Source organism: Halorubrum sp. SD683 (genome assembly GCF_002135045.1).
Taxonomy (GTDB): Archaea; Halobacteriota; Halobacteria; order Halobacteriales; family Haloferacaceae; genus Halorubrum; species Halorubrum ezzemoulense.
Window position 1 is genome coordinate 1 of sequence record NZ_NEWJ01000059.1, and the last position, 16,300, is coordinate 16,300.

16 protein-coding genes and 1 pseudogene are annotated in these 16,300 nt (G+C 71.8%); 10 read left to right on the plus strand and 7 right to left on the minus strand.

Annotated elements, in window-relative coordinates; translation table 11 throughout:
* The 6 genes and pseudogenes from B9G49_RS12605 to B9G49_RS12630 all read left to right on the plus strand — a co-directional run.
* A pseudogene (locus tag B9G49_RS12605) lies at positions 1 to 517 on the plus strand (hypothetical protein); the annotation flags it as partial.
* Positions 518 to 717: 200 nt separating this feature from the next.
* Positions 718 to 1,491 carry a hypothetical protein gene (locus tag B9G49_RS12610; RefSeq protein WP_086216600.1) on the plus strand — a complete coding sequence of 258 codons (774 nt, stop codon included), beginning with the start codon at positions 718 to 720 and terminating at the stop codon, positions 1,489 to 1,491.
* A complete protein-coding gene (locus B9G49_RS12615) occupies positions 1,488 to 2,597 on the plus strand; it encodes a hypothetical protein (protein WP_086216601.1) in 1,110 nt (369 codons plus the stop codon). The genes B9G49_RS12610 and B9G49_RS12615 overlap by 4 nt, the downstream gene beginning before the upstream one ends.
* Positions 2,597 to 3,712: a signal peptidase I gene (locus tag B9G49_RS12620; RefSeq protein ID WP_086216602.1), complete on the plus strand. Its 1,116-nt coding sequence runs from the start codon at positions 2,597 to 2,599 to the stop codon at positions 3,710 to 3,712. The genes B9G49_RS12615 and B9G49_RS12620 overlap by 1 nt, the downstream gene beginning before the upstream one ends.
* Positions 3,712 to 4,800, plus strand: a complete 1,089-nt coding sequence (locus B9G49_RS12625) for a hypothetical protein (RefSeq protein WP_198943836.1) — start codon at positions 3,712 to 3,714, stop codon at positions 4,798 to 4,800. Before B9G49_RS12620 ends, B9G49_RS12625 begins: the two co-directional genes overlap by 1 nt.
* A 269-nt stretch (positions 4,801 to 5,069) precedes the next feature.
* Positions 5,070 to 5,867 (plus strand): ZIP family metal transporter, encoded by a 798-nt coding sequence (locus tag B9G49_RS12630; protein ID WP_086216603.1) that lies wholly within the window; start codon positions 5,070 to 5,072, stop codon positions 5,865 to 5,867.
* A gap of 19 nt (positions 5,868 to 5,886) precedes the next feature.
* Here B9G49_RS12630 and thiD read toward each other — a convergent pair whose 3' ends face one another.
* The 5 genes from thiD to B9G49_RS12655 all read right to left on the minus strand — a co-directional run bounded on the left by thiD (position 5,887) and on the right by B9G49_RS12655 (position 10,964).
* Positions 5,887 to 6,744: a bifunctional hydroxymethylpyrimidine kinase/phosphomethylpyrimidine kinase gene (gene thiD, locus B9G49_RS12635; RefSeq protein WP_049932170.1), complete on the minus strand. Its 858-nt coding sequence runs from the start codon at positions 6,742 to 6,744 to the stop codon at positions 5,887 to 5,889.
* Positions 6,745 to 6,855: 111 nt separating this feature from the next.
* Positions 6,856 to 7,485, minus strand: a complete 630-nt coding sequence (locus tag B9G49_RS12640; protein ID WP_049932168.1) for a DsbA family protein — start codon at positions 7,483 to 7,485, stop codon at positions 6,856 to 6,858.
* A 56-nt stretch (positions 7,486 to 7,541) separates the two neighbouring features.
* Complete coding sequence (locus tag B9G49_RS12645; RefSeq protein WP_086216604.1) at positions 7,542 to 8,408, minus strand: phosphatase PAP2 family protein; 867 nt, start codon at positions 8,406 to 8,408, stop codon at positions 7,542 to 7,544.
* Positions 8,405 to 10,300, minus strand: coding sequence for an ABC transporter substrate-binding protein (locus B9G49_RS12650; RefSeq protein WP_086216605.1), 1,896 nt, complete (start codon positions 10,298 to 10,300; stop codon positions 8,405 to 8,407). The genes B9G49_RS12645 and B9G49_RS12650 overlap by 4 nt, the downstream gene beginning before the upstream one ends.
* A gap of 361 nt (positions 10,301 to 10,661) precedes the next feature.
* On the minus strand, positions 10,662 to 10,964 hold the full coding sequence (locus B9G49_RS12655; protein WP_086216606.1) for a hypothetical protein: 303 nt from the start codon (positions 10,962 to 10,964) through the stop codon (positions 10,662 to 10,664).
* Positions 10,965 to 11,092: 128 nt separating this feature from the next.
* Between B9G49_RS12655 and B9G49_RS12660 the strand changes: the two genes are divergently transcribed.
* On the plus strand, positions 11,093 to 11,524 hold the full coding sequence (locus tag B9G49_RS12660) for an HIT domain-containing protein (RefSeq protein ID WP_086216607.1): 432 nt from the start codon (positions 11,093 to 11,095) through the stop codon (positions 11,522 to 11,524).
* A gap of 81 nt (positions 11,525 to 11,605) precedes the next feature.
* Positions 11,606 to 12,400: a cell division inhibitor gene (locus B9G49_RS12665; protein WP_086216608.1), complete on the plus strand. Its 795-nt coding sequence runs from the start codon at positions 11,606 to 11,608 to the stop codon at positions 12,398 to 12,400.
* Positions 12,401 to 12,427: 27 nt separating this feature from the next.
* Here the strand turns inward: B9G49_RS12665 and B9G49_RS12670 are convergent, their stop codons facing one another.
* Complete coding sequence (locus tag B9G49_RS12670; protein ID WP_049932839.1) at positions 12,428 to 12,949, minus strand: hypothetical protein; 522 nt, start codon at positions 12,947 to 12,949, stop codon at positions 12,428 to 12,430.
* A 163-nt stretch (positions 12,950 to 13,112) separates the two neighbouring features.
* On the opposite strand from B9G49_RS12670, the gene B9G49_RS12675 reads away from it, so the two are divergent.
* A complete protein-coding gene (locus B9G49_RS12675) occupies positions 13,113 to 14,123 on the plus strand; it encodes a transcription initiation factor IIB family protein (RefSeq protein WP_086216609.1) in 1,011 nt (336 codons plus the stop codon).
* A gap of 294 nt (positions 14,124 to 14,417) precedes the next feature.
* Here B9G49_RS12675 and B9G49_RS12680 read toward each other — a convergent pair whose 3' ends face one another.
* Positions 14,418 to 15,266 carry a DUF6293 family protein gene (locus B9G49_RS12680; RefSeq protein WP_086216610.1) on the minus strand — a complete coding sequence of 283 codons (849 nt, stop codon included), beginning with the start codon at positions 15,264 to 15,266 and terminating at the stop codon, positions 14,418 to 14,420.
* A 162-nt stretch (positions 15,267 to 15,428) separates the two neighbouring features.
* Between B9G49_RS12680 and B9G49_RS12685 the strand changes: the two genes are divergently transcribed.
* The coding region (locus tag B9G49_RS12685) for a GTP-binding protein (RefSeq protein WP_233125215.1) at positions 15,429 to 16,300 on the plus strand (872 nt) is incomplete at its 3' end.

Here is a 16,300-nt window from a genome sequence, read left to right on the forward strand (position 1 = left end):
GTTCGCCGACCCCGTGGACGCAGCCGACGACGCCCGCGCGGCGTCGCCGAACCCCGCGACGAACGTGTACACCATCTCCGTCGGCAGCGCGAACGACGCGGTGCTGTCGTCGATGGCCGGCCCCGCGGGGGGGCCGGGCGGCGATCCGTCATTCTTCAATGACATCGACGACCCGCTCGTCATTCCCTCGGTGTTCGGGAACCTCGCGGCACAGACTGGACAGGAGAAGATCATCATCGAGGGCTCGCTCGCGGACGTGCTCGACGAGCTCGAGAGCGGCGACGGAATCCCGCTCGATGGGAACCGCGCGACGCCGTACGGCGAGCTGGCCGACCCGGCCGACGACGAGAACCGCGACCCGTTCGCGGGCGACGGCGTGATGCACTGCGTCGCGCTCGAATGGGAGCTGCCGATCGGCGTGGGCAACGAGGTTCAGGGCGACGCGCTCGGCTTCGACCTCGGCTTCTACACCGAGCAGGCGCGCCACAACGACGGCGCGGGGGTACAGTCGGCCTGAGAGCGCGTCTCGGACCGCGTCGCGGCGTCGGCGGGCGGGAACGAAGGTCTGTTGCCGATCGGCCGACCGCGGGCGGGTACGGCGTCCGTACCGCCCGGTACGGTCACCGATCCGGGCGGGTAGGGCGCGCATACATACGAGCGTCGTGAGAGTAGGAAGGGTATCGACGATACGGCCGTTCGGAGCCGCGACGACACACAATGACACAGAAAGAATCGGGACTCACGCGGCGGGAGGCACTCGCGGGCGCCGGAGCCGTCGGCTTCGCGGCCCTCGGGGCCGCCTCCGGACGACCGACGGGAACGGACAACTGGGACGAGTACACGAACTACACGTACGCTCAGACGGACACGCCGTTCAATCTGCTCGTCGGGTGGCGGCGCACGGAGAACGGGACGCTCGTTGATTCGAGCGCGGTCGGCGCGGTCGACGACGTCGGAGCGGTCGGCGTCCGGCTCGTCGACGTCGGCAACGCGCTGCCGCACGATTACGGCACCGCGAGCGTCGGGCTCCGGCTCGAAGATCCGGAGGACACCGCCCGCGTGTGGCTGCGGATCGACCCGCACCTCGACGGCGCCGACGCCGCGAGCGCCGCGCTCGCGGAGCGCGTCACGCTCACGGTCCGGCAGGACACCGGGATATTCGGCATCGGTAGCTGCGGCGGCGCCGAAGGCGAGTTCGCGAGCGCCGGGGAGCTGATCGCCGACGAGACGTTCGCGGACATCGACGGCTCCGCGCTCGCGGACGGGATCGAACTGCGCCCCGGGCTCCTCGGCGACGGCTGCCTCGCCCCGGGCGAACAGCGCTGCCTGACCTTCGCGTGGGAGTTCGACGGCGAGGGCGGCAACGCCGGACAGGGCGGCGCGGTCGACTTCCTCGTGGAGTTCGCCGCCGACGAGTGCGGCGCCGAGGGGAACCCCTTCGACGGGAACGTAGCGGCCGGGGGCGGCGGCGGCGCCGGAGGCGACGCATGAGCCCCGACGACGGCGGGCGGCGCCCGAGCGGGCTGAGCCGACGACGGCTGCTCGCCGGGATCGGCGGCGTCGGCGCGGTCGGCATGGCGAGCGGCATGGGCACGGGCGCGTACCTCGCCGATCGGGAGACGTTCCCGGGCAATGTCTTCGGCGCCGGCGAGGTCGGACTGACGGTCGATGGGGACCCCACCGACGGGACCGTCTCGCTCGGCCCGCTGACGGTCGATCGGACGACGTTCGACGAGCGTCCCGGGCCCGAGACGTTTGACGTGGGGGCGTCGGCGAACCCGGTACGGGTGTGGCTCGCGACCCCCTGTCCGGACGGCGATCGCCTCGGGAACGCCCTAGAGGTCGATGTCGTCGTCGACGGCGAATCCGTGACCGGCGGGTACCGCCCCCTCGCCGAGGTCGAGCGCGACCTCGCGACCGGGGTGCGGATCGACGCCCGGTGTCTCGGGCCCGACGACGACCCGGTCGCCGTCGAGGTGTTCCCGTACCTCCCGGCGGACTCGCCCGACGTGGGCGGCGCGGCGACCGACCTGACGTTCCGGGTGTACGCGGAGCAGTGCCGCCACGTCGCCGAGGCGGACGCGGCGAGGTCGAACCCCTTCGTAGGGACCGAGTGCGCGTCGGCGTGCGTCCCCTGCGAGGACGAGAACGGCGTCGCGGTCGGCTCGCTCACGCTCCGGTACCTCGGCGACGACTCGGCGACCGTGGTCGTCGTCGCCACCGGCGGCGGCGCGAGCGGTCGAGGCACCGCCGGGACGACCGTGTTCGACGGCGAGGTGACTCCGGACGGGACTTTCGTGGTCGACGGGACCGCCGCGCCGACCAACGGCGACCCGGGCTGGATCGGCCCCAACATCTACCTCGACGACGGCAGGACGGGCACCGACCCCGAGACCGACGCCGACGGTACTGGCGGAAACGGCGGCGGCAGCAGAGGAAACGGAAATGGCGGCAACGGCGGCGGCCACGCGGGCGTCAACATCCACACGAGCTGTTCGGTTCCGCTCCGGGTGGGCGACGTCTACGGCGGGCTGTACGAGATCGCCGCGGCCGCGACCACGGGCGGTGAGCCGCTGTGCGGCACGGAGGAGAACTGATGACCAAACTACTCACATCACCACGGACGAAGCGCGCGGCGAACGTACTCGGGATCGTCCTGCTGATCGCCCTCGTCGCACCGTTCGCGGTGTACGCGGCGCCGGAGGTCGTCGGCGCGGACGAGAGCTTCGTCGTGCTCACGGCGAGCATGACGCCCGCCATCGCGCCGGGCGACGTGGTGATCGTCGCCGAGCGCGACCCGACTGCGATCGCCGAGGGCGACGTGATCACGTTCGTCCGCGGCACGAGCGACGTGCCGGTGACGCACCGCGTGATCGACGTGGTCGACGAGGCCGGCACGCTCGCGTTCGAGACGATGGGCGACGCCAACGAGGGGCCGGATCCGGGGCTCGTCCCCGCCGGGAGCCTCGTCGGCGCCGTGACGCTGACGATCCCGTACATCGGGTACGTGATCCAGTTCGCGGGGACGCGAGTGGGGTTCGTCGCGCTGGTCCTGTTCCCGTTCGGGCTGCTCGCCGCGACGGAGATCTGGTCTATCGTCCGGGGCCGCGACGGATCTGAATCGCAACCCCCGATGACCGTCGATCCGGTCGACCCCGTCGACGAACCCGGCGACGGAGACGGGGCGACGGCCGGACTCGATCCGGTAGTCGGGCCCGACCCGGCGGCTGGACCCGGTCCCGCGGCCGAAATCGTGACGGCGCAGGCGACGGAGGAGGCGAGCGGTTCCGGGGGCGTCTCGGTCGACGCCGTCGGCGGCGCGGCGGCGGTGCTCGCCGCGTTCGCCCCGTACGCGGTGTACGTCGCGTTCGAGCTCCGGACCGCCGTCGCGATATCGGTCGCGATCGGCGTGTCGACGCTGCTGCTCGGGGCGCTCGCCGCGTGGGTGCCCGCCAGCGGTGTCTTGGACCGCAGCGGTGGAACGCCGGATCCGGCTGTCGAAACGGACGCAAGCGGACCGACGACAGACGCGATGCGTAACGGAGACTCCCCCGAGTCCGACGGGGGCGCGTCCGAGCCGAACGACACCGTCGACTCGGCGGCGGTCGCCGCCGGGGCGGAGACGACGGCGGCCGAGGACGGGGCCGAGCCGGCGTCGACGCCCGGGTCGACACCGGTCTCACGTCCCGAGGCCGCCGGGGAGGGCGACTGATGGCCGCGAACCGTGGGCTCGTCGCGCTCGTCGCGCTGGCGGTCCTCGTGTGGGGCGTCGCGTTCGCCGGAGGAGCCACGGTCGCCGTCCTCTCGGCGAGCGTCGACGTGACCGCGACGTTCGAAACCCCGAATGAACTGAACCAGATCAACGAGACCTCGACCAACGGCAACCAGACCAACGAGACCGCCGATGTCGATCTCACCGCGGTGGCCGTCGAGAACGGGACGAGCGACCCTGACGGAGACGGCGCCGGACTGGATCAGAATGTCTCGGCGCCCGTTGGGAGCAACGTCTCGGCGCCCGCTGGGAGTAACGTCTCGGCGCCCGCTGGGAGTAACATCTCGGCGCCCACTGGCGGCAACGTCTCGGCGCCCACTGGCGGCAACGTCTCGGCGCCTACCGAAGAGAACGTCTCGGCGCCTACCGAAGAGAACGTCTCGGCGCCTACCGAAGAGAACGTCTCGGAACCCACCGCGGACACCAACGCCTCGGTCCCGGTAACCGACTCGGCGACAGCCGAAGCGGATCAGTCGGGGAACGAAACGGCAACCGTGGAAAACGAGGATAGTCCGTCTGAAACGCCGGACACCACGGATTCCGATACGTCTGACGCTGCGAACGAGAGCGCGTCGAGCCCGGCCGTGACATCATCAGACACGGACAGCAACGAGTCCGACCCGGCCGTGACATCCGCAGACACGGACAGCAACGAGTCCGACCCGGCCGTGACATCCTCGGGCACCGACGACACGTCGAACACCGACGACACGTCGAACACCGACGACAGCACGTCTGACGCACAGAGTTCGGAGACCGACGCGAAGACTCTGACAGACGATGACGACACGTCGAACACCGACGACACGAACACCGACGACAGCACGTCTGACGCGCAGAGGTCGGAGACCGACGCGACGAGCCAGACGGACGATGACGACGCGTCGGAGCCGTCCGAACCGTCGCCGGAGCCGCCGGAGAACACGACCGAGCCGACGGCGAACGGATCGGCCAGCGCGGGGGACGCGACCGGCGCCGCCGCTTCGCCGAGCACGGTCGATGCCGTCGCGGCGGAGACCGACCGGTGACTTCGATTCGACCGCGGGGCGGATCGTGAACGTGGACGTACCGATTCGACCGCGACGGAGCGGAGTTCGAGGCGGCGGTCCGTCTTGTGCGCTCGGCACCAAGCTCGCAGTACTCCTGCTCCTCGTCGCGCTGTTTCTGTTGGTGCTTATTTCCGGTCTCGCTCACGGCTTGGGGTGAACTCGGCTTCGCCTCGGAGGGGTAGGTAGTTCCCAGCGCGTGGGGGCGTCCCTCGGAGTTATGACCCGGAGCGGCGTACCGTCGCGTACGAATGGTCGCACTCGACGCCTACGCGTTCGTGTTCGTCGCCGGGTTGATCACGGCGCTGGCGACCGGGATCGGCGCGCTGCCGTTCTTCTTCTTCGAGACGATCAGCGACCGCGGGAACGTGGCGCTGTGGGGGTTCGCGTCGGGGATCATGCTCTCCGCGTCGCTGTTCGGACTGATCCAAGAGGGGCTCGCGGAGGGGACAGCGGTTGAGATCGGCGTCGGGATGCTCGCGGGCGTCGTCCTCGTCGTCATCGCGCACGAGGTCCTGGCGGACGCCGAGATTGATCCGCGGGAGTACGAGGAGGCCGACTTCAAGAAGCTGATCCTGATCCTCGGCGTGCTGACGGTCCACAGCTTTCCGGAGGGGATCGCGGTCGGCGTCTCCTTCGCCGACCTCGGGCTGGAGGGCGGGACCGCGCTGTTCGGCTTCACCGTCCCGCTGCTCGCCGTGTTCATGACCGTCGCCATCTCGATCCACAACGTCCCCGAGGGGACCGCCATCTCGATCCCGCTGCGGGCGATGGGCGTCTCGAAGTGGAAGATGGTGTGGTGGTCGGTGTTCTCAAGTCTCCCGCAGCCGATCGGCGCCGTGATCGCGTTCGCGTTCGTCCGGTACGCCCGCGAGTTTCTCCCGTACGGCTTCGGCTTCGCGGCGGGCGCGATGATCTACCTCGTCCTCTCGGAGTTCGTCCCCGAGGCGCTCGAAACGGGCGCCGACCTCCCGCGCGGCGGCAAACCGGTCCTCGTCGGCGGCGTCGCGCTCGGCGTCGCGCTTATGATCCCGCTCGCGTACCTGTGAGTTCCGGCGGCGGGGTCCGTCACTCCTCGCCCAACGCCGTGGGATTGACCGCGCCCGGGCCCTCTCCCACGTCGTAACCGCGTCGGACCGCTTCGGTCATCCCGGCGACCGCGGCGTCGACCGCGTCGCGGAGCGGCTCCCCTCTCGCCAGTCGCGCGGCGATCGCGCTCGACAGCGCGCAGCCGGAACCGTGCGTCGCCTCGGTGTCGATCCGCGGCGTCTCGAAGCGGTCGACGGTCGGCGCGACGCGTTCCGGGGCACTACCACCCGCGTCGTCGGCCCGGACGAGGGTGTCGACGACAGCGTCCCTCTCGGCGGATTCGCCGTCGAGGTGCCCGCCCTTCACCAGCGCCGCGTCGGCGCCGAGCGCGACGAGCTCGCGGCCCGCGCGCTCGGCATCGGCGGGGGTGTCGACCGGCGCGTCGGTCAGCACCGCGGCCTCGTCGGCGTTCGGCGTGACGAGCGTCGCGTCCGCGATCAGCCCCTCGTAGGCGTCCTCCGCGGCGGGCGAGAGCAGGCGATCCCCGGTCGCCGCGACCATCACGGGGTCGACGACGAGCGGGGCGTCCGTCTCCGCGACCAGTTCAGTCACTTGCTCGACGGTCTCGGCGGTCGCCAGCATTCCCGTCTTGATCGCCCCGACGGCGAAGTCGTCGGCGACCGCCGCGTACTGGCTCGCGACGTGATCGGCGGGGAGGGGGTGAACGTCCTCGACGCCGCGGGTGTTCTGCGCGGTCGTCGCCGTCACGACTGATGTGCCGAGGACGCCGTGCGCGCGCATCGCGGTCAGGTCCGCTTGGATCCCCGCCCCGCCGCCGCTGTCGCTGCCGGCGATCGTCAGCGCGACCGGCGGCTCGACCGGCTCGTACTCGGGCATAGTCGTGATACAACCTAGTGGTATTAATTAGTGGTGTTCTTCCCGCTCGGCCGAGCTACCGGGTTCCTCGGACGGCGAACGGTCGGTGCCTCACCGCGACGACGAACGGATTCAGGTCCCCTCGACGAGGCGTTCGAGCTGCTCGGGCGGGACGGCGCCGCGCGCCGCGTACCCGTCGTATGCGAAGGTCGGCACGCCGGTAATCCCCTCCCGCTGCGCCTCGGTGAACCGCTCGCGGACGGTCTCGCGGAGCGTCTCGTCGTCGAGGGCCGACCGCACCTCGTCGGCCTCGGCGCCCGCGTCGACGGCGAGTTCGGCTAGGAGGTCGGCGTCGCCGATGTCCTCACCGTCCTCCCAGAGCGCGGCGAAGACCGCCTCGTCGAAGGCGAGCCACGTCTCGTAGTCGTGGTGTTCACGGAGGTAGTACGAGACGATCTGGGCGGGGAGCGAGTCGACATCCTCGGCGATGTCGAGGTCCATCTCCACGCCGTAGTCGTCGGCGAGCCGGCGGACGTTCTGTTTCGCCTGTTCGAAGTACTCGTCGTCTTTCCCGTCGTCGACGGAGTGGTCGATCGTCCCGTCCGGGCGGCGCTTCTGGCTCCGCAGGTCGAACGGGCGCCAGTCGATCGCGAGCTCCTCGTCGCGGTTCTCTTGATACTGTGAGAGGGACTGACGACCTAGATAACAGAACGGGCAGACGTAGTCCGAGTACACCGTGATGGTCTGTCGGTCGGCGCTCATGGGCGGGCGTAACGCCCGGCGATACAAAACGGTGTGTTCGGCGGCGGTCGAGGGGGTCAGTCGCTCGCGTTCGGCTCCGACGGCGGCTGGTCGTCCTCCGGGCCGTCGCGCGGGACTCCGGGGTCGGACCGCGGTTCGACCAGCCGGTACGCGAGCGCCACCGAGCCGAACGCGAGCGCGAACCCGGCGACGACGTCGGTGAGCCAGTGGATGCCGAGGTACATCGTCGCGACCACGACCGACAGCGAGAGCGGGACCGCGACCGGCGTCCACCGGGGGTACTCCTCGTGGGTCAGCACCGCGAACGTCCCGACGGTGACCGACAGCGAGGTGTGAAGCGACGGGAAGACGTTCGAGTTCACGTTCACCTCGCTCGTCAGCGCCATCACGTCGGGCTGCGTGGTGAACAGCAGCGGCGTCACCATGTCGGGCATCACGTTCCGCGGGCCGTGGGCGAACACCGCCGTGTACAGCACCAGCCCGATCCCGTAGTTGAGCGCGTACGCGACGAGGACGCGGCTGAACGTCGTTGTCCGGGGGAGCGCGAGGTACGCGACCGGCGGGAACGCGAGCAGGAACGCGTAGCCGTACACGTACACCCACGAGAAGTAGGCGGTCAGCGCGGGGGTCACGAACGTCGCCTGAACCCACGCGACGAAGCCGCCCTCCAGCCCGTAAATGAACGCCGTCGCCTGAAGGCCGAACAGCCTGGAGACGTCCAGTAGCGGGGGGCGCCCGACGGCGCTGGCGATCAGCACCGCGCAGACGACAGCGACGGCCCGACGCGCGTCCCAGAGCCGGTCGCGGAGCCCGCTCCACGTCTCGCGGAGCCGGGCGGGGCCGATCACCGCGACGCTCGCGACGACCAGCATCGCCACGACCCACGCCACGACCGACGTGAGGACCGAGAGGAACGGCGTCATCGCCCCCGCGAGAGCAGCCGCCCCTCGCCGTCGAACCGGTACCCGATTTCCCGGAGCGCCTCGCGGGCGGCCGCGACATCCAGCGACCCACCGTCGTCGAAGAACGGGTGGACTGGGTCGCTCCCGTCGGCCCACGCCACCGACTCCGGAACATCAGCCGAGGACGCCGCGAGCGGCGAGGTCGCCGCCCGCGCGTAGCCGTCGAAGGCGCCGTCGACGATCGCGGTCTTATCGATCAGCCGAGCGATCACCGCCCGGAACCGGGGGTTCGACAGCGGGCTCCGGCGCACGTTGTACCCGACGTGGTAGAACGCCGCCGACCGCCCGCTCACGAGCCGGGCGTCAGCCGAGCGACCGATCCGCGGGACCGACTCGGGCCCGAGGTTCGAGACGGTGGCGTCCGCGAGTCCCTCGGCGACCGACTCCACGGCCGAGATGTCCGACGGCAGGACCTCGATGCGGAGCCGGCCGAAGGCGGGCTTCCCGTGGTATCGGGACGGGACCCCCGCTCGCGGGTCAGCGGTCCCCCCGGACGCGTCCGCGTCGTCCTCGGGCGTCGACCGGACGAGGAAGTGGTCGGGGTTCCGCTCGAAGGCGACCGACTCCCCGGCGGTCGCCTCGACGAACCGGAGCGGCCCGCTCCCGACAGGGTCGGGGTTGTTCGAGACGATCGCCTCCGTGGTCTCGAAGTCGAACTCGAAGCCGGCGATCGTCGCCGCGCCGGTCCGCTCCGACCAGACGTGTTCCGAGAGGATCGGCACCCGGAGCGCCCTGGCGGCGACCGTCTCGTTCACGTCGGCCACGGTGAGTCGGACCGTCGACTCGTCGCGGGCGCGCGCCCCCTCGACGACGGAACTTCGGCCGCGGAACCGGGGGGTCGGAACCGGGGTCTCGACGTTCCCGAGGGAGGTGTCGCGGAGGAACGCGTAGGTGAACGCCACGTCGCTCGCCGTCACGGGCTCGCCGTCGTGCCACCGGGCCTCTCGGAGCGTGACGTCGAGCGTGGTCTCGTCGACCCGTTCCCAGCCGGTCGCCAGCCACGGGAAGAACTCGTCGCCGTCCGCGCGGACGAGGGGGTCGTACAACAGACCCGTGAACGTGCCGTGGTTCCGGTATTCGGCGGCGATCGGGTTCCAGTTCTCCGTGATCCGGTCGTCGGTCGTCACGAGCCGGAGGGCGTCCCCCGTCGCGTCGGCGGCGGCCGCGTCGGTCGTCGTCTCGACGCCGCCCGCCGACGCGTTCGTCGCGGAACCGCCGCCTCCCGAGCCGTCGGCGGCGACGTCGTCGAGTTCGAGGAGCCCGGTGACGGAGAGCGGCTGTCGGTCCTCCGTCCAGCCGTCGAACCGGCTCTCTTGGACGGCGGTGAGCGCGTCGGGGAACGCGACGACGGAAAAGGGCTGAAGCTCGCACACCGTCTCTTGGAGGGCGTCGACGGCGTCGTCGCGATCGCGGCCGGCCGCCCGGCGCTGCCGTTCGAGCAGGTCGTCGACGGCCATCTCCGTGAGGCCGAAGGGGTTCTGCCACCCCGACTCCGCGACGAACCGCGAGTGGGTCAGCCCGTACAGCGCGTCGGGGTCGAACGACTCCGTCTCCACGAACTGCCCGACGTAGAGGTCGAAGTTCTGGTTGATGAGCACCTTCCGCCAGAGGTCGGTCTGTCCGACGGTGTTGAGCCGGACATCGATGCCGACGGCGGTCAGGTGCTCTTCGAGCTGTCTGGCGATGCGGATCCCGTTGGGGTCGGCGTCCGCCGGCGTGGCGTTGATCTCGAGGGTCAGCTGCTCGGGGGGATCGCGGCCGGCGATGTTCTCCGTGCGACCGAGACAGCCGGCGCTGGCGGCCGCGAGGCCGAGCCCTGCGAGCGCCGCTCGTCGACTGATCGATCGCGTCATTCTGACGTTTCCACCTGTTTTCAGCCGCTCGGTATATCTCTTCTGTGCCGTCGTCGCGCCGAGAGCGGTCGCACCGACGCCGTCGGGCCGCCCGAGCGCCGAGGCGAGTCGCCTCAGATGGCGTTCGGCAGCGGGAGCGCCAGCTCGGCGAGGAGCCCCGCGCGTGGGGGATAAGGGCGGGCGGAACCGCAACCCGAGCGCCGTGAAGTCAACGAGGTATCCGGCACCAAGTCCGGCGACGGCGGCGAAGAGTCCGGCGACGGCGGCGGTCCGGTTCATGCGCCGCACCTGTACGTCTGAAAACAAACCGGGGCGTGTCGGACCGCGGCGCTATCGGTGGGAGCCTAGCGCCGGTCCCCCGTCACCACGTCTCGACGACGCCGTCGCGGACGTCCTCGGCGCACCCCTCGCAGTCGGGGTGACCCGACTCGAAGCAGGCCGGACGGCCCTCGGCGTCGACCGGGACGGTCCGGCGCTCCGCGTGGCGGCGGCAGACGATGCGCGCCGCGCCGGACTCGTCGGTCGGGAGGTGGAACCGCGCCGCGGCCGCCGCGTCGCCCTCGGGGTCGTCGCGCCCCTCGGCGTAGGCGCGTTTGGCCTCCTCGAACTGTTTGCCCGCCTTGCGGAGCTGCTGGCGGATCACGCGTTCGAGCCGGTCGTCCATACCCGCCGTTTCGGCGCGGCGGATATAGGTCCGTTGGCGGCGCGGGACGCAGGCGCCGCGACGGCGCAAATCTTGAGGGACAGCCGCCCCGGGAAACCTTGATGAGACGGCCGAGCGATCGCTCGGGTATGTCCGACGACTGTATCTTCTGTTCGATCGTCGCCGGCGACATCCCGGCGCGCACCGTCTACGAGACCGATTCCGTGCTGGCGTTCCTCGACGCGAACCCGCTCGCGCGCGGACATACGCTCGTGATCCCCAAGTCGCACGCGCACCACGTCGGCGACCTCGACGCCGACCTCGCGAGCGACCTGTTCGGCGCGGCCGCGTCGCTCACGCCGGAGATTCAAGCGGCCGTCGGCGCCGACGGGGCCAACGTCGGCGTCAACGACGGCGAGGCGGCCGGGCAGGAGGTCCCGCACGTCCACGTTCACGTCGTCCCGCGCTTCGAGGGCGACGGCGGCGCGGCGATCCACGCGGTCGCCGGCGGGCGGCCGGACCCCTCCGACGACGAACTCGACGCGGTCGCCGACGAGGTCGCGGCCGCGATAGACGGGTAACGACGGCGAGGGAAGTAGCGCCGGCGCGACCCGCCGCCCGAGTTCGCGATTCTTAAGAACACCCTCCGGCGAGGCCGGCGTATGAACGCGACGACGCTCGCGCTGGTCGGGGCGACCGGCGGCGCGGGGACGACGCGGACCGCTGTCGCGCTGCCCGCGCTCGCCTCGCGCGACGCCGCCCGCGTGGCCCCCGCTCCCGCGTGCACGCGCGGTGGCCTCTCCGAGTCCTACGTGAGCGGGCGCATCGACCCCGACCTCACGGCGCTCCTCACGGACGACTCGGACGCGGCGCTGTCGGCGGCGGCGTATCCGGTCGTCGGGACCGGCGGGGACAGCGGGCGGACCGCGGACGGCGAGCGCGACGCGCTGGACCTCCCGGGACGGGTCGACGCGATACCCGCGCGAGCGCCGTTCGAGCGCGTCGCGCGTGCGAAGACGGCGGAGGCCGCCCGGAAGCTGGAGCGGCGGATCGGCGAGGCGGCGACGACGTACGACGCGGTGGTCGTCGACGCCGCGCCGGTCGGGTCGAACGAGGCCGTCGCGGCCGCGACGACGGTCGACCGCGCGGTCGCGGTCAGGCCGGCGACGGTCCACGGGCGCGACGCGGCCCAGCGGCTCCGCGGCCGGATCGCCGACGTCGGCGGGAGCCTCGACGCGACGCTCGCGATCGAGCGACCGGGGAGCGGTGACGGCGAGGAGGGCAACGGGGTCGTCCGCGTGCCGGCGACCGATCCCGAGGTGGCGGCCGCGCCGACCGCGGCTGGAGGGGATGACGCGTACGCGCGGGCCATCGCGACCGCGTACGAGGCGGCGTTCGACGCGACGCTCGACGTGGAGTTTCCGGAGCCGAGCCTCGTCGAGCGGTTCGCGCCCTGACGCGGAGCGGAAAGACGGGATCGGCGCTCAGCGGAGGCCGTCGGTGGAGCCGAGCGCGTCGCCGAGGGGGTCGTCGGCGCCGAGTCCGTCTCCCAGCGGCGCGGAGCCGGCGACCTGCGCGTCGACCGCCTCCGCGACGGGCTCGACCGGGTCGTGCGTCTCGACGTACGTCGCCAGTGCGAAGTCCGCCTCGTCGCCGCCGGTGAGCGCGACGGCCTCGCTGCGGGGGGTCCGGCCGGCGAGCCAGTCGCGGACGATGTCACGTGCGGTGGGTGAGAGCGGACAGACGCCCGCGACGCCGCAGCGGTGGAGCGCCTTCGCGGCCGTCATCGGGCTGACGCCCGCCTCACGCGCCGCGTCGCCGACGCTCCGGCCGGCGGTGTAGGCGTCGACGAGCGTGGCGGTCGCCTCTGACGTACACGGGAGCGACTCGGCGTGGTCCGACAGGCGGTCGACGAGGGGCGTCTCCGTGTCGTCGGCGAGGGCGACTCCGCGATCGCGCTGGCGCGAGGTCACCTCGACCCCCGCCGCGATCTCCGACAGCGTCATGCGGATTCGTGTCTCGCACGAAATCTTAAAACCACCGTACCGCGGCGCGGTCGCCGCCGCGATCACCGACCGATAACCGGTCGGTTCGGCGGCGCCGATCCGGCCGATCGACCGCCGATTCGCCCGGGTTTAAGTAAGGCTTCGGGCCGGAGTTCGACGTGTGATGAGTGACGCACGCTCGACCCGTGTTCGTTCGCCCCGTACAGAGACCGACGACGTCGCGACGACGGACCGCTCGGCGACCGCCGACGGTGCCGCGACCGCGGACCGCACAGCGGCCGCCGAGGGGTCCGAGACCGCGTCCGCCGCCGAGACCGGAAACCGCGAGACGTGTCCGGAGTGCGGCGGCCGCACGCGCGTCGACGGCGCGGAGCGCGTCTGCGCCGACTGCGGGCTGGTCGTGGACGCCGACCGGATCGACCACGGCCCCGAGTGGCGGTCGTTCGACGACGAGGACACGGATCCGAAACGCACCGGCGCGCCGCTGACGCGGTCCCGCCACGACCGCGGGCTCTCGACGGAGATCGGCCGGTCGACCAAGGTGAAGGGGCGCAAGCGCCGCCGGCTCGCCCGGATGCGGACCCAGCACAACCGCGCGCAGATCTCGACGAAGCGCGACCGCAACAAGGTGTACGCGTACACCGAGATCCGGCGGCTCACCGGCGTCATGGGCCTGCCCGATAGCGTCCGCGACGCCGCCTGTGCGCTGTTCGACTCCGCGCAGGAGGAGAGCCTGCTCCGCGGGCGCTCGCTGGAGGGCTTCGCGGCCGCCTGCGTCTACGTCGCCTGCCGGACGGCCGACGTGTCCCGCACGGTCGGCGAGGTGTGCGCCGAGGCGAAGGCGACGGAGGACGAGCACCAGGCCGCCTTCGACGCGATGAACCGCGAACTCGGCCTGCCGATCGCGCCCAGCGGTCCCGCGGAGTACCTCCCGCGGTTCGCGAGCGACCTCGGCTGCGATCCCGCCGTCGAGCGTCGGGCGGGCGAGCTGGCCGAGCGCGCCGTCGAGGAAGGGATCGCTAACGGCCGAAACCCGGTCGGCGTCGCGGCCGCCTGTCTGTACACCGCGGCCCGGGAGCTCGACGCGGAGTGTACGCAGCAGGCGGCCGCGGACGTGGCCGGCGTGACGCCGGTGACCGTCCGGCGGACCTACGTCGACCTGACGGAGGAGTGAGTCGGAGAAGCGCCGACGGGGGACCCGTCGGCCGTGACGATCCGCCGGGCGGGCGCGGCGGCGTCAGCGGGGACCGGCCGCCCCGAGAGGGAGCTGGCGACCGGCGGCTGATAGCGGACAGGCGGTGTGGAGGGCAGGGAGGGCACCCCGACCGTCCGGCGGGCGTCACGCATCTGGATCGACGTGCGGGGGATAATTCTACGTTAGCTATTGACAGCACGGATAGACCGAACAACGCGGTTGGGTCGGACGACTCGCGGTTTGCGTGTCGACCGTTTCGTCTGGGCCGCCCTGCTACCGCCCGTCGAGCTTGTGCTTGAACGCGAAGAAGACCCGGCGACCGGTCTCGGTGAGTCGGACCGTGTCGGAGCGCCCGATGTCCTCGAGCTCGACGTAGCCGCGCTCCCGCAGCGGCGAGAGGACGTGCGTCTCTAAGGCGCGGTACTTCGCCGTCCGGCTCTCCCCCGCCTCGCGGAGGAACGACAGCTCGCGCTCGCGCGCCCACTCGATCAGGTTCCACTTGTCGGTGGTCAGGTTCCCCTCGGCGCGGTCGTGGAGCCGACCGAGCACCGCGACCTGGTCGGTCGTTGGGGCGTCCATGGGGTAGATCGGGAGGTCGACCGTGCGCTCGATGCCCGTCGTGAGCGGCTCCTCGCGCCGGTCGTGGCGGTGGCGCTCCGGCTCGACGCTGTAGGGCCGCGCGCCGACAATCATACAGGCGAGCGCGACGCCGACCGCGGCGATCCGCGGTCCGGTCGAGACGTTCCCGAAGAGCCGGTCGCCGTCCTCGGCGCTCGCCTGGTGGCGGGCGGCGACGGTCGTCGTCACGCCGAGCACGTCGTACACGTCCGCGTGGGCGACGGGGATCGCGCGGACCTCGGCGAACTCGGCGACCGCCGCCCACGCGTCGCGCTGGTAGGCCGTGAGCCCGTCGGGATCGATGCGGATGTCACCGGGGTCGACCGCCTGCGCGGCGTCGAAGTCAACGTCGCCGCGGGCGGCGTCGCGGTCCGGGGCGTCGACGAGGAGGTACGCGACATCGGCGCCGTGGCGGCGGAGCGGTTCGACGATCCGGTCGCGCTCGTACCCGAGCGGGACCACGTGGACGCGTCGTTCGGAGACGCTGGGGACCGAGGTGTCCATACACCGGCTCCCGCCGGCGACCGCTTAAAGGGTGCGTCGGGGGTCGGCGGGCAAGCGTACGGTGGCGGCTCCCGGGCGCTCCCGACGCCTCGGTACCGCTCACGTGACGTGAGGACTCATAGCACGAAAACCGTTAAGCCCGGCTGTCGCCTACAAGTCGGTATGAGCGCTGACCGGTCCGCCCTCCGGCGGGCCATCGAGCGCGGCGAGCGAGACGGCGGCGCGATCGAGTTCAAGGAGCGCCTGACGCGCGAGGTCCACCTCGCCGACGGGCGCATGGAGTCGCTCGTGGCTCAGCTCCGCCACCGTGTCCTCTCCGGCGACGGCGAGGCTACCTACGTCCTCGGCGTGACCGACGACGGCGGGTTGGCCGGCGTCTCCCCCGACGCCTTCTCCGAGACCATGGACGTGCTCTCGCTTTTGGCCGACGAGGCCGACGCCCACATCGCCGACGCCGAGACGTGGAGCGCCGGCTCCGGCGGCGACGGCGACGAGGCGGGCCTCGTGGGGCTCGCCACGCTCCGCGACGGCGGCGTGTTCGAGGCCGACGAGGACCACCTCGTCGTCGGCACGGCGGGCCACGTCGACCACGGCAAGTCGACGCTGGTCGGGACGCTGGTCACCGGGCGCGCCGACGACGGGCAGGGCGGCACGCGGGGCTTCCTCGACGTCCAGCCCCACGAGGTCGAGCGCGGCCTCTCGGCCGACCTCTCGTACGCGGTGTACGGCTTCGCCGACGGCGCCGACGAGCCGGTCAGGATGGACAACCCCCACCGCAAGTCCGACCGTGCGGGAGTCGTCGAGGCCGCCGACCGGCTCGTCTCCTTCGTCGACACCGTCGGCCACGAGCCGTGGTTGCGGACGACGATCCGCGGGATCGTCGGCCAGAAACTGGACTACGGGCTCCTCGTGGCCGCCGCCGACGACGGCCCGACGAAGACCACCCGCGACAACCTCGGCATCCTCCTGGCGACCGACCTCCCGACGCTCGTGGCGATCACGAAAGCGGCCCCCGCGGGCGACAGCCGGCCAGC